Genomic DNA, 13,192 nt, shown 5'->3' with positions numbered 1-13,192 from the left:
CGAACAAGCAGAAGGGGCTGGGATCGGTTGCCGATCCCAGCCCCTTCTGTCGGTCAGACCTTCAGCCAGGCCGTGGCGTCCACTGGCAGTTGGCCGTCCTGCAGCGGCTCACTGGTCAGTAGTACTTCGCTCTGAGCCGGTACGTCGATCGGCTCGTCGCTCAGGTTCACCAGGCACCGGAAACCCGGGTCACGCGTGAACGACAGGACCCCCTCCGGCGCCTCGGTGTCCCAGGTCAACCGGCCCTCGCCGAGCGCCTCTTCCGCATGGCGGATCCGCAGAGCCGCCTTGTAGAGCTCCAGGTGGCTCTCCGGATCACCCTGCTGGGCCTCGGCCGTCAGCGGAGCCCAGTCCGCCGGCTGCGGCAACCACGGCTGCCCGTCACCACTGCCGAACCCGTACGGCGGCTCGCTGCCGCTCCACGGAACCGGCACCCGGCAGCCGTCACGGCCACGCACGGTGTGCCCCGAGCGCTCCCAGGTCGGATCGTCCAGCACCTCTTCCGGCAGGTCCTCGACCTCCGGCAGGCCCAGCTCGTCACCCTGGTAGATGTACGCGCCACCCGGCAGTGCCAGCTCGAGCAGTGCCGCCGCCCGGGCCCGGCGCAGTCCCAGCGCCAGGTCGACCGGGACCGCTCCGGCCGCTGCCTGGGCCTCGGTCTGGTCGCGCCCGTAGCGAGTGCGGTGCCGGATGGTGTCGTGGTTGCTCAGCACCCAGGTCGCGGGCGCCCCGACGGCCCACAGGTTCTCGGTGGTGTGGTCGATGACGTTGCGGAGTTCCTTCGCGTCCCACGCACAGCGCAGTACGTCGAAGTTGAACGCGGAGTGCAGTTCGTTCGGCCGGACGTACTGCGCCAGCCGCTCCGCGGGGGACAGCCAGGCCTCGGCGACGAACACCCGCGGTCCCTGGGGCGTGTCGGCGTACTCGTCGGCGATGGCGCGCCAGCGCTGGTGGATCGTGTGCACGCCGGGCTGGTCGTAGAACGGGTTGCCGACGTACTTGTCCCGGGTCGGCTCGCCGTTCTCCAGCGGCACGTCCGGCAGCGCGGCGTCCTTGGCCATCGAGTCGGCCACGTCGATCCGGAAGCCGTCGATCCCGCGGTCGAACCAGAACCGCAGGATCGAGTCGAACTCCTCGATCACCTTCGGGTGGTCCCAGTTCCAGTCCGGCTGGGAGATGTCGAACAGGTGCAGGTACCACTGCCCGTCGTCGATCTGCTGCCAGGCGCCACCACCGAAGGCGGCCGGCCAGTTCGTCGGCGGCAGGCCCTCCTTGCCGTCGCGGAACCAGAACAGGTCCCGCTCGGGAGAGCCCTTGCCGGCCTCCAGGGCGGCCCTGAACCACGGGTGCTCCCAGGAGCAGTGGTTCGGCACCAGGTCGATCAGGATCCGGATCCCCAGCGCGTGCGCCTCGGCGATCAGCGCGTCCGCGTCGGCCAGGGTGCCGAAGTCGGGGTTGATGTCGCGGTAGTCGGACACGTCGTACCCGCCGTCGAGCAGCGGCGACGGATACCACGGGCTGATCCAGATCGCGTCGATGCCGAGGTCGGCCAGGTACGGCAGCCGGGCCCGGATGCCGTTCACGTCACCGGTGCCGTCACCGTCCGCGTCCGCGAAGGAGCGCGGGTACACCTGGTACACGACGGCGCTACGCCACCAGTCGTCAGCTGGTCTGGTTGATCCTTCAGTCATGCCATCCAGCCTTTCACGAGAGAGCAAGCCCGCTGTGACAGTCGTCTCAGCGTGTACCCCGACTGTTGCGGCGCGCGCCAGGGTGGCTAGTCTCAGGCCGACGGAACGCGCCGGCGACCGTGCCTCTCCGCACCGCAGCCTGCCGCGGCCTAACTCGAAAAGGCGAGAGAGGGACCACAGTCGTGGACTTGATGGAGTACCAGGCGAAGACTGTCTTCGCCAAGCACGGTGTACGGACGACGGTGGGTGAAGTCGTCCACACGCCCGAGGAAGCCCGCGCGGCGGCCGAGAAGCTCGGCGGCGGCACGGTCGTGGTGAAGGCCCAGGTGCTGACCGGCGGCCGCGGCAAGGCCGGCGGCGTCAAGCTGGCCTCCTCGCCCGACGAGGCGGAGGAAAGGGCCCGCGAGATCCTCGGTCTGGACATCAAGGGCCACATCGTCAAGACCCTGAACATCGTGCCGGCCGCGGCGATCGCGGAGGAGTACTACTTCTCCTTCCTGATCGACCGCGCCAACCGCAACTACCTGTGCATCGCCTCCGCCGCCGGCGGGATGGAGATCGAGGAGGTCGCGCACACGAACCCCGACGCGGTCGCCAAGATCTCGATCGACCCGGCCACCGGTGTCGACGAGGCCAAGGCCCGCGAGATCGCCGAGGCGGCGGGCTACCCGGCCGACATCCTCGACGCGGTCGCGCCGGAGATCGTCAAGCTGTACGAGGTCTTCCTGGCCGAGGACGCGACGCTGGTCGAGGTGAACCCGCTGGTCAAGCTCAAGGACGGCAACGTCGAGGCGCTGGACGGCAAGGTCTCGCTGGACGAGAACGCCGACTTCCGGCACCCCGACCACGCCGCCTTCGCCGACTCCTCGGCCGAGGACCCGCTGGAGGCCGCCGCGAAGGCCAAGGGCCTGAACTACGTGAAGCTCGACGGTTCCGTCGGCATCATCGGCAACGGCGCCGGCCTGGTCATGTCGACCCTCGACGTGGTCGCCTACGCCGGCGAGGCCTATTCAGACGGCAACAATGGAGGCGTCAAGCCGGCGAACTTCCTCGACATCGGCGGCGGCGCGTCCGCCGAGGTGATGGCGAACGGCCTGGAGATCATCATCTCCGACCAGCAGGTAGAGAGCGTCTTCGTCAACGTCTTCGGCGGCATCACCGCCTGTGACGCGGTCGCCAACGGCATCGTCCAGGCCTTCGAGTTGCTGGCGAGCCGGGACGAGCACGTCGACAAGCCGCTGGTCGTCCGGCTGGACGGCAACAACGCCGAGGAGGGGCGCCGGATCCTCGACGAGGCGAACCTGCCCGGACTCGAGCGGGTCGACACCATGGACGGCGCCGCCAAGCGGGCCGCCGAGCTGGCTGCGAAGTAAGGGATCGCTGAAATGTCTATCTTCCTGACCAAGGACAGCAAGGTCATCGTCCAGGGCATGACCGGCTCGGAAGGCACCAAGCACACCACCCGGATGCTTGCCTCCGGCACCAACATCGTCGGCGGCGTGAACCCGCGCAAGGCCGGCCAGAGTGTGGACTTCGAGGGCAGGGCCGTGCCGGTCTTCGGCACCGTCGCCGACGCGGTCAAGGAGACCGGCGCGAACGTGTCGGTCATCTTCGTCCCGCCGAAGTTCACCAAGGACGCCGTACTCGAGGCGATCGAGGCCGCCGTGCCGCTGGTCGTGGTGATCACCGAGGGCGTGCCGGTGCACGACACCGCCGCGTTCTTCGCCGCCGCGCAGGCGTCCGGCACCACCCGGATCATCGGCCCGAACTGCCCCGGCGTCATCACCCCGGGTGAGTCGAACGCCGGCATCATCCCGGCCGACATCGCCGGCCCCGGCCGGATCGGCCTGGTGTCGAAGTCGGGCACGCTGACCTACCAGATGATGTACGAACTGCGGGACTTCGGCTTCTCCACCGCGATCGGCATCGGCGGCGACCCGATCATCGGGACGACGCACATCGACGCGCTGCAGGCGTTCCAGGACGACCCGGACACCGACGCGATCGTGATGATCGGCGAGATCGGCGGCGACGCCGAGGAGCGGGCGGCGGCGTTCATCAAGGAGAACGTCACCAAGCCGGTCGTCGGCTACGTGGCCGGCTTCACCGCTCCCGAGGGCAAGACGATGGGCCACGCCGGCGCCATCGTCTCCGGCTCGTCGGGCACCGCGGCCGCCAAGCAGGAGGCCCTCGAGGCCGTCGGCGTCAAGGTCGGCAAGACGCCGACCGAGACCGCCAACCTGATGCGCGAGATCATGCAGGAACTGAACAAGTAGTACTTCGCACCGACGGATACGGCCCCCTGGGACTTCCCAGGGGGCCGTATCCGTTTGCGAGTCCCGGGTCCTACTTGTAAGCGACGGAGCGTTCCGCGGCGCGGGTGAGCACCTCGTTGAAGGCGGCGTCGCTGATGTCGAGGTCCTCGAGGACCGGGTAGAGGACGTAGACCGAGCGGGAGCCCGCGACGGCGATGCCGATCCGGTAGGTGAAGATCTTGCCGCCGCCGGTGTCGTAGGAGGCTCGCCAACTCTCGCCCTTGATGGTGCCGAGGCTGACGGTGCCGGTCGGCTTCACGGTGGCGTTGGACGTCGTCTTCTTGCAGTTGTCGACGTTCTTGCGGATCCCGCTGACGAAGGTGTTCGCGGCCGCCGAATTGGCGAAGGCGGCGACCATCGTGTCCAGGCCGAACTCGGTCGGCACCTTGGCCTCCGGTACCACGTACGTCTGCGCCTTCGAGGTGCGCGCCTTCGCCTTCTTCAGGTCGATCTTCTCGCAGCCGGTGCCCTTCGGCGGAGTGCTGGCCGTGCTCACCCACGGCTTGTCGATCGCCGGCAGCACCGGCAGGTCGATCGGTGCCATGAAGCCGGCCGGCTCGGCGGTGGGCAGCAGGCCCGGCTTGGCGGCCGGAGTACCGGTGGCGCACTCGGCCTCGGCGCAGATCCGCTGCAGGCCCACTCCCGCGGTCGCGAGCAGGCCGTCCGGCTTGGGCGGCGTCGCGCCGGTGCTGTCGTGCTCGACCACCATCGTGGTCTGGCCGACCGTGCTCACGCTGACCGTGCGGTACTTGTTCGTCTTCGCGCCGGGCTGGCCGAACACGGCGACCACGCCGCGGGCGCCGAGACCCTCGGTGACGTAGCTCGCGACCAGCCGGACCTGCGGAGTCGCGCAGGAACTGAGCCAGCCGGTGATCGTGGTGTACGCCTTGCCGGCGGCCGCCTCGTCGTTCGAGACCTCGACGTACTGGACCGCGGTGCCCTTGGTGGTGGCGTTCTTGAAGGTGCGGATCCAGGTCCGGATACCGGCCGGGTCGGCGAACCGCTGGGCCTGGCAGACGAACGACTGGTCCGGGGCGTTGCTGCCGTTGTTCGTGCTCGCGACGGTCCAGGCACCGGTGGTGGCCAGCGGCTTGGCGCTGGTGCCGTCCAGCAGCACCTTCTCGTCGGCGAGCAGGTTGGCGTCGTCGCCGGACTTGTCGTCGGTGTTGCCGGACTTGGCGTTGTCGGCGGAGCCGCCGCCACCGAAGGCGTTCACGGCGGCGATGCCACCGCCGCCGACCAGCAGCACGACGGCCGCTCCGGCACCGATCAACTGGTTCCGTCGGCGCGCCTGAGCACGGCGCGCCTCCCGGGCAGCGGCACGACCGCCGCCCCGCGGGGCACGGTGGGAACCGGTCATCGAACTCCTTGACCTCCTGACTGATCCCACCCGACGGTACCCGGTGGCCCAGCATCATCCACCCCGAGCTACAAGCAGGAGCGAAGTCTTCCATATCCGGCGTGTCAGAACGAGCCGTCCCCCGGGCGGGGGCGACCATGGACGCAGATGACCGACATGCTGAGCCGTCCGGGCGCCCGTGACGGCGGATCTCACCAGGCGCCCGGGCCCGCCCAGCCCGACGCCACCGCACCGACCAAGCCGGTGATCGTGTCGGCGGTGATCGGTGCGGGTGCCTGCCTGCTCACCGGGCTGCTGGCCTGTGCGGCCGTCGCCGTGGTCGGCTGGCTGGCCGCATCCTTCGGCGGTGCGTCCGGAGCGGTCCGGGCGGGGGCGACGGTGTGGCTGGTCGCTCACAAGACCGGAGTGACCTTCAAGGAGGCACCGATCTCGCTCGCTCCGCTGGGGCTGACCCTGTTCCTCGGCTGGTGCCTCTACCGGGGCGGCCGGTTCGCGGCCCGGGTCAGTGGCGCCGACCAGACGAAGGACCTGGCGACGGCTTCGGGCGTGCTCGCCGTCACTTACGGCATCGGCGCGCTCATCATCGCGTTGCTGACCTCCGACGGCTCCGTGAGGGTCTCCCCGCTGTCGGCCTTCCTGGGTGCTGCCACGCTGGCCATCGTCGCGGGAACAGCTGGGATCCTCGTGGAGTCCGGCGCCGGCGCGGATATCGCCGATGCGACACCGCAGGGCCTGCGCGACGCAGTACCGGCTGCTGCGGCCGCAGTACTGGGTGTGGTGGCCGTCGCGAGCCTCCTGTACGCCGTACTGCTGGCTGTGCACTTCTCTCGGGTCACCTCGATGCTGGAACTGCTCGACGCTGGCGTGGTCGGCTCGGTGGTTCTGTTCGCCATCTGCTTGATGCTGCTACCGAACGTGATCCTGTACGTCGTGTCGTTCCTCGCGGGGCCGGGGTTCCAGTTGGGCGTCGGTACGACGATCGCGCCGACTGGGGTGGACGTGGGGAACCTGCCGGCCTTGCCGCTGCTGGCCGCAGTACCGGCGGATGGGGCTACGCCGACGTACCTGCTGGTGCTGACCGCGGTAGTGCCGCTTGCTGCCGGAGCGTTGGCCGGGCTGGTTGTTGCCCGGCGAGGCCTGGCTGCGGAGGATGCGGAGGCTCTGGGGTGGGATGCCTTCGCTCTGCGTGGCTGTATCGCCGCACTACTCGCAGCGCTCACGCTGATGGTCCTGATGGTTCTGTCAGGCGGTGCCGCAGGCCCCGGCCGGATGGCTGAGGTCGGTATCCCCGGCGCGCTGCCCGCCGCTGGGGTGCTGGGTGCGGGGATGGCGATCGGTGCCGCGGTCAGCGCGGGCCTGCTGGCCGCCAGGCGTCCGCAAGCCGAAGCCTGACAGCCGCGGGACCGGCCGCGAGGCGGCTGATGCCGGGCGATAGGGTTTGCGCGTGACAGACCCGGTTGCGCCCACTCCGCCTGTGCCTGATTCTGGGCCGGCTCGGCTTGTCGTCCTCATCTCCGGATCGGGATCGAACCTGCAGGCTCTCCTCGACGCCTGCGCCGACCCGGCGTACGGCGCTCAGGTGGTCGCCGTCGGCGCCGACCGCGACGGGATCGCCGGGTTGGACCGGGCCCGGCAGGCGGGCGTGCCGACCTTCGTGCACAAGGTCAAGGAGCACGCTGAGCGGGCCGACTGGGATCGCGCGCTGACCGCGTCCGTCGCGGAGTACAAGCCCGATCTGGTCATCTCGGCCGGGTTCCTCAAGCTGGTCGGCGACGACTTCCTGGCCGGCTTCGGGGATCGCTACATCAACACCCACAACGCGCTGCTGCCGGCCTTCCCCGGCATCCACGGCCCGCGCGACGCGCTCGAGTACGGCGTCAAGGTGGCCGGCGCGACCCTCTTCTTCGTCGACGGCGGGGTGGACACCGGGCCGATCATCGCCCAGGTCGTCGTGCCGGTCGAGGACGACGACACCGAAGAAACCCTGACCGAGCGGATCAAGGAGGTCGAGCGCCGCCAGTTGGTCGAGTGGGTCGGCCGCCTGGTCCGCGACGGCTGGACCATCACCGGACGAAAGGTTCGAACGAAGTGAGCACCGATCGCAGGCCGATCCGCCGGGCGCTGATCAGCGTCTACGACAAAACCGGTCTGGAGGAGCTCGCGAAGGCGTTGTCCGATGCCGGGGTCCAGCTCGTGTCGACCGGTTCCACCGCCGCCCGGATCGCCGCGGCGGGCGTGCCGGTGACCAAGGTGGAGGAGCTCACCGGGTTCCCCGAGTGCCTGGACGGGCGGGTGAAGACCCTGCACCCGAAGGTGCACGCCGGCCTGCTCGCCGACGTCCGGCAGCCGACGCACGTGGAACAGCTCGCGGAGATGCGGGTCGAGCCGTTCGACCTGCTGGTGAGCAACCTGTACCCGTTCACCGAGACCGTCGCCTCCGGTGCCTCCACCGACGAGTGCATCGAGCAGATCGACATCGGCGGACCGTCGATGGTCCGCGGTGCGGCCAAGAACCACGCCAACGTCGCCGTCGTCACCTCGCCGGCCCGGTACGCCGAGGTGCTGGCCGCCATCGCCGAGGGCGGCTTCTCGCTGGAGCAGCGGCAGCGCCTGGCCGCCGAGGCGTTCGTGCACACCGCGTCGTACGACGTGGCGGTCGCCTCCTGGATGGGCAACGTGCTCACCGACACCAGCGACGGCACCGGATTCCCCGCCTGGGTCGGCGGCACCTGGGAGAAGTCAGCCGTCCTGCGCTACGGCGAGAACCCGCACCAGCCGGCCGCGCTCTACTCGAACGGCAGGGGTGGACTCGCCGCCGCCGAGCAGTTGCACGGCAAGGAGATGTCGTACAACAACTACGTCGACGCGGACGCGGCCCGTCGGACGGCGTACGACTTCAGTGAGCCGGCCGTCGCCATCATCAAGCACGCCAATCCCTGCGGGATTGCAGTCGTCGGCAAGGCCTCTAAAACATTGGCCGAGGCCCACCGGCGCGCGCACGAGTGCGACCCGGTCTCGGCGTACGGCGGCGTGATCGCCACCAACGCGCCGGTGTCGGTGGAGCTGGCCAAGCAGGTCGCCGAGATCTTCACCGAGGTGCTGGTCGCTCCCGCGTTCGAGGACGGCGCGGTCGAGATCCTGCAGGGCAAGAAGAACATCCGACTGCTGGTGGCGCCCGCGCTGGACAAGGGCGACGCGGTCGAGACCCGCTCGATCAGCGGCGGCCTGCTGATGCAGCACGTCGACCGCTTCCAGGCGCCGGGCGACGACCCGGCCGGCTGGCAACTCGCGGCCGGCGCCGCGGCCTCGGACGAGGTCCTGGCCGACCTCGCCTTCGCCTGGAAGGCCTGCCGCGCGGTGAAGTCGAACGCGATCCTCCTTGCCGCTGACGGTGCCTCGGTCGGCGTCGGCATGGGCCAGGTCAACCGGGTCGACTCGTGCCGCCTGGCCGTCTCCCGCGCCGGCGAGCGCGCCGCCGGCTCAGTGGCCGCCTCCGACGCCTTCTTCCCGTTCCCCGACGGCCTCGAAGTACTGATCGAGGCCGGCGTCAAGGCCGTCGTCCAGCCGGGCGGCTCCATCCGAGACGACCAGGCCATCGAGGCGGCGGAGAAGGCCGGGATCACGATGTACTTCACCGGGACCCGGCACTTCTTCCACTGAGCTCAGGGCTTCTCCAACTGGACCACGTCGTAGTCGGTACCGGGTGGGATCCCGGTACCGAGCGGCGGCGGCAGGCCGAGGTCGAAGCGGGCGTTCACGATCGCCAGCCGGTTACCGCGTTCGGCCACCGTGGTCGGGATCCGGAACAGCTCACTGGTGATCGCGGCGGTGATCCGTCCACTGGTCAGGTCGGAGCTGAGCCGGATCTTCACCAGTCGCTCGGCGAAGTTCTCCACCACCCACAGGGTCTTGCCGTCCAGCAGGATGCCGTCCGGCGTGCCCGGGGTGATCGCACCGCCGGTGATCGCGATCGTCTGGCTCGCCCCGGTCCGCGGGTCGACGGTCATCACCGCGCCCAGCCCCGAGTGCGCGACGATCAGAACCTTGCCGTTCCGCGGCGCGGTGATGCCGTTGAGGTTGAAATCCCCGCTGATGGTTGCCGCGGGCCCACTCAGCGCGATGGTCCGCGGTACGCCGATCCGGCCGCTCGGCGAGATCGGCACGTGGTAGAGCACCGGGTTGAGCGAGTCGGTGAAGTAGGCGCCGCCCTTCGTCACCACGACGTCGTTGATGAAGCTCGGCGAGCCGGAGCGGAGGACCAGATCGGCGATCGGCGAACCGCTGCGAGTGCTGTAGACGTACGCATGACCGGTCGGCCCACCCGCGACCCACAGGCGCGGGCGTTTCGGCTCGACCTTCAGCCCGGTGGCGATCCGTCCCGGCGGGGCGTCGACGAAGACCGCGCCCTTGCCGGTGCGCAGGTTCCCTCGGTAGATGTCGCCGTCGGCGAGCGAGCCGACGTAGAACGTGTTCCCCTTCCCGATGGCGATCCCCTCCGGCGAGAACTCGGGCGGCAACGGCACCGACGCCGGGAACGGGGCCGCCGCGGCGACCGTCAGTACGACGGCCGCCACGATGAGCAGCAATTTCCTGAACCGTGACATGAGACCCTCCCCCAAGGGGACGAAACCCCTTGTTCGGAAGGTAGATCCGGCCCCTCGATGCTGTCCATCTCCGGCGGCGGTAAGAAAATGCTCCGGCGGGCTCCGGGGCGGTCGGAAATTGCTTTCGGTAGGAAGGTTGCTTAACTATTGGCAGCGACCTAGGGTGAGCGCACTATCCCTCGAACCGCCCGTTGGGGAGAAGCATGGTGCTGAAACGTCGCAGTCTCGCGCTGCTGGTGGCAGCCGCGGTCACGGTCCCGCTGGGACTGGTCGCGGTGCCTGCCGAGGCTCACAGTCAGAAGCTCGTCGTCGGTTACTACACCCAGTGGAGCGGCTACGACCGCAACTTCCTGGTCAGTGACCTGGTCAAGAACGGAACGGCCGCCAAACTCACCCACCTGAACTACGCGTTCGGCTTCCTGGATGCCTCCGGCAACTGCATCTCCAGCGACCCGTGGGCCGACTACCAGCGGCCCTTCAGTGCCGAGCAGAGTGTCAGTGGCCAGGCCGACGAGCCGGGCCAGGCGCTGGCCGGCAACCTGAACCAGCTCAAGCAGTTGAAGAAGAAGTTCCCGAAGCTGCGGATCAGCATCTCGCTGGGCGGCTGGACCGGGTCGAAGTACTTCTCGGATGCCGCGCTGCCCGCCAACCGCGCCGCGCACGTGAGGTCGTGCCTGGACATGTGGCTGAAGGGCAACCTGCCGGGAGCTCCGGCCGGTGCCGCCAAGGGTGTCTTCGACGGGATCGACCTGGACTGGGAGTGGCCCGCCAGCGAGGGCAACCCGGGCAACGTGATCCGGCCCGAGGACAAGCAGAACTTCACCGCCCTGGTCCGCGAGTACCGCAAGCAGCTCGACCAGGCGTCCTGGCCGTTCAAGGGCCGGTACAACCTGACCGCATTCCTGCCGGCCGCACCGGCCCAGGTGGACGCCGGGTTCGAGGTCAAGCAACTGTTCAAGGACCTGACCTTCGGCACCACCCAGGGCTACGACTACCACGGTGCGTGGGACCCGGTGACGAACCAGCAGTCGGCGATCGACGGACCGGAGGGTGACCCGTCGACGGCCGAGTTCAGCTCGCAGGTGACGATCGACGCCTACCTGACCCGGGGTGCGCCGCGGAACAAGCTGGTGATGGGCGTGCCGTTCTACAGCCGCGGCTGGACCGGGGTGACGAACCAGAACAACGGCCTCTTCCAGCCCGCGACGGGACCCGCGCCGGCGACGTACGAGGCCGGCTATGAGGACTACCGGTTGCTGAAGCCGAAGTTGGCCGACTTCACCGTGCACCGTGACAACAAGGCCGGGTTCGCCTGGCTGTTCGACGGGACCACCTTCTGGACCTGGGACGACCCGACCGAGATGAAGCGCAAGGCGAAGTACATCTCGGACCGGCGGCTGGGTGGCGCGATGATCTGGTCGCTCGACGGTGACACCGAAAAGGGGGAGCTGATCTCGGCGTTGCACCGTAATCTTCGCTGAGTGAATCTCGACTCTCTGCTGGATCGGTTCGGCGCCTCGAGCGCCGAACCGATCCAGCTCGGTCAGTCCGCCGCCACCGTGGTCCGGTTGTCGCGCGGCGGCGAAGTCCTTTTCCACAAGGAAGGACCCGGGGTCGACGCGGAGGCCGATCGGCTCGCCTGGCTGGGCAGTACGGGGTTCCCCTGCCCGCAGGTCCTCGACCGTGGTGACGACTGGATGCTCAGCACCGAACTCCCCGGGCGCGACGCCTCCCAGCCCTGGCCGGCAGCCGACCGCCCAGCCGTCCTCACCGCGATGGCGGAAGGCCTGCGCGCCCTTCACGCGCTGACCGATTCCCCCTTCACCTCGCCCTTCCGCGGCGCCCGCGAGGTCGTCACCCACGGGGACTTCTGCGCCCCGAACGTTTTCATCGACCCCGCCACGCTCCGCTTCAGCGGAGTACTCGACCTCGCCCGCCTGGGCACCGGCGACCGCTACGTCGACATAGCGCTGATGGTGAAGAGCCTCTCCGGCACCCTCAATCCCCAGTACGGCGGCCCACCCGCCGCCCACCAGTTCGTGGAAACCTACGGCGCCGACCCCGAAGACCCCCGCATCGAGCTCTACATCGACCTGGACAACACCGAGACCTACTGACGAAAAGACCGGCGGAAGGCACCCGGGGGTTGATTAGTTGGACTCGTGCAGGTCGGTGCCGAGGCCGTGGACGGCGGGGATCGTGCCGAGCTTGCCGGCCTGGAAGTCTTCGAAGGCCTGGATGACCTCGGCGCGGGTGTTCATCACGAACGGGCCGGCCATCGCGACGGGCTCGCGGATCGGGCGGCCGCCGAGGACCAGTACCTCGAGGTTCGGCTCGGCGGACGACTGCGACGCGGAGGCCGCGGTACGGATCGTGTCGCCGGGGCCGAAGAGTGCCAACTGGCCCTTGCGGATCGGGCGGTGCTCGGCGCCGACCGTTCCCTGGCCGGCCAGGACGTACACCAGCGCGTTGTACTGCGGCTGCCACGGCAGCACCAACTCCGCGTTCGGGCTGACCGTCGCGTGCACGAGCGTGATCGGCGTATGCGTCGAGCCGGGCCCGTCATGGCCGTCGACAGAACCGGCGATCACCCGGATCAGCGCGCCGCCGTCCTCGGTGGACAGCAGAGCGGAGTCACCACCGCGGATGTCCTGGTACCGGGGTGCGGCCCACTTCTGGGCCTGCGGCAGGTTCACCCAGAGCTGGATGCCGTGGAAGAGGCCGCCGCTGAGCACGAGGTGCTCCGGTGGGGTCTCGATGTGGAGCAGGCCGCTGCCGGCCGTCATCCACTGGGTGTCGCCGTTGGAGATGACGCCGCCGCCACCCTGGGAGTCCTGGTGCTCCATGATGCCGTCGAGCATGTAGGTGACGGTCTCGAAGCCGCGGTGCGGGTGCCACGGGGTGCCCTTCGGCTCACCCGGCGCGTACTCCACCTCGCCCATCTGGTCCATGTGGATGAACGGATCCAGGTCGCGCAGGTCAACCCCGGCGAAGGCACGGCGTACCGGGAAGCCCTCGCCCTCGTAGCCGCTGGGAGCAGACGTCACCGACCGCACCGGACGCTCGTTAGCGACGGCCGGGTCGGGCTGGTGGACGCGGGGCAGCACAGTGATGTCGCTGACGGTGACGGCGGGCATCTGGGTCTCCTTGCTCGGGTAGTTAAAGAATAAACTAACCGCTTCAACTCCGGCAAGCCCCGGCGCATTCCGCGCTCTCAGCCGG

11 protein-coding genes are annotated in these 13,192 nt (G+C 69.2%); 7 read left to right on the top strand and 4 right to left on the bottom strand.

Annotated elements, in window-relative coordinates; genetic code table 11:
• Window positions 1-53 precede the first annotated feature (53 nt).
• Window positions 54-1,691: a glycoside hydrolase family 13 protein gene (locus tag ABD255_RS04610; protein WP_344210082.1), complete on the bottom strand. Its 1,638-nt coding sequence runs from the start codon at window positions 1,689-1,691 to the stop codon at window positions 54-56.
• Between the two features lie 182 nt (window positions 1,692-1,873).
• On the opposite strand from ABD255_RS04610, the gene sucC reads away from it, so the two are divergent.
• Together sucC and sucD are read left to right on the top strand one after the other, a co-directional pair.
• Window positions 1,874-3,064: an ADP-forming succinate--CoA ligase subunit beta gene (gene sucC, locus ABD255_RS04605; RefSeq protein ID WP_344210080.1), complete on the top strand. Its 1,191-nt coding sequence runs from the start codon at window positions 1,874-1,876 to the stop codon at window positions 3,062-3,064.
• A gap of 12 nt (window positions 3,065-3,076) precedes the next feature.
• Complete coding sequence (gene sucD, locus ABD255_RS04600) at window positions 3,077-3,967, top strand: succinate--CoA ligase subunit alpha (RefSeq protein WP_344210077.1); 891 nt, start codon at window positions 3,077-3,079, stop codon at window positions 3,965-3,967.
• A gap of 70 nt (window positions 3,968-4,037) precedes the next feature.
• Here sucD and ABD255_RS04595 read toward each other — a convergent pair whose 3' ends face one another.
• Window positions 4,038-5,366: a hypothetical protein gene (locus tag ABD255_RS04595; protein ID WP_344210075.1), complete on the bottom strand. Its 1,329-nt coding sequence runs from the start codon at window positions 5,364-5,366 to the stop codon at window positions 4,038-4,040.
• A gap of 147 nt (window positions 5,367-5,513) precedes the next feature.
• On the opposite strand from ABD255_RS04595, the gene ABD255_RS04590 reads away from it, so the two are divergent.
• From ABD255_RS04590 to purH, 3 genes are read left to right on the top strand one after another with little or no spacing between them, the layout of a single operon-like run.
• Window positions 5,514-6,758, top strand: coding sequence for a cell division protein PerM (locus ABD255_RS04590; RefSeq protein WP_344210073.1), 1,245 nt, complete (start codon window positions 5,514-5,516; stop codon window positions 6,756-6,758).
• A 52-nt stretch (window positions 6,759-6,810) separates the two neighbouring features.
• A complete protein-coding gene (purN, locus tag ABD255_RS04585) occupies window positions 6,811-7,458 on the top strand; it encodes a phosphoribosylglycinamide formyltransferase (RefSeq protein ID WP_344210071.1) in 648 nt (215 codons plus the stop codon).
• A complete protein-coding gene (gene purH, locus ABD255_RS04580) occupies window positions 7,455-9,026 on the top strand; it encodes a bifunctional phosphoribosylaminoimidazolecarboxamide formyltransferase/IMP cyclohydrolase (protein ID WP_344210068.1) in 1,572 nt (523 codons plus the stop codon). Before purN ends, purH begins: the two co-directional genes overlap by 4 nt.
• 2 nt (window positions 9,027-9,028) lie before the next feature.
• Here purH and ABD255_RS04575 read toward each other — a convergent pair whose 3' ends face one another.
• Entirely contained in the window at window positions 9,029-9,970 is a 942-nt protein-coding gene (locus ABD255_RS04575; RefSeq protein ID WP_344210066.1) for an SMP-30/gluconolactonase/LRE family protein, read from the bottom strand.
• A gap of 203 nt (window positions 9,971-10,173) precedes the next feature.
• Here ABD255_RS04575 and ABD255_RS04570 point away from each other — a divergent pair, with 203 nt between their 5' ends.
• Both ABD255_RS04570 and ABD255_RS04565 read left to right on the top strand, forming a co-directional pair.
• Window positions 10,174-11,451: a glycoside hydrolase family 18 protein gene (locus tag ABD255_RS04570; protein ID WP_344210064.1), complete on the top strand. Its 1,278-nt coding sequence runs from the start codon at window positions 10,174-10,176 to the stop codon at window positions 11,449-11,451.
• On the top strand, window positions 11,452-12,087 hold the full coding sequence (locus ABD255_RS04565; RefSeq protein WP_344210062.1) for a phosphotransferase: 636 nt from the start codon (window positions 11,452-11,454) through the stop codon (window positions 12,085-12,087). It begins immediately after the preceding gene.
• A gap of 33 nt (window positions 12,088-12,120) precedes the next feature.
• On the opposite strand, the gene ABD255_RS04560 is transcribed toward ABD255_RS04565, so the two are convergent.
• Window positions 12,121-13,107 carry a pirin family protein gene (locus ABD255_RS04560; protein WP_344210060.1) on the bottom strand — a complete coding sequence of 329 codons (987 nt, stop codon included), beginning with the start codon at window positions 13,105-13,107 and terminating at the stop codon, window positions 12,121-12,123.
• Window positions 13,108-13,192 lie beyond the last annotated feature (85 nt).

The sequence above is a fragment of the Kribbella sancticallisti genome (assembly GCF_039530625.1).
GTDB classification, from domain to species: domain Bacteria; phylum Actinomycetota; class Actinomycetes; order Propionibacteriales; family Kribbellaceae; genus Kribbella; species Kribbella sancticallisti.
The sequence above is the reverse complement of the archived record's forward strand: the minus strand, read 5'-3'. Positions and strand labels throughout refer to the sequence as shown.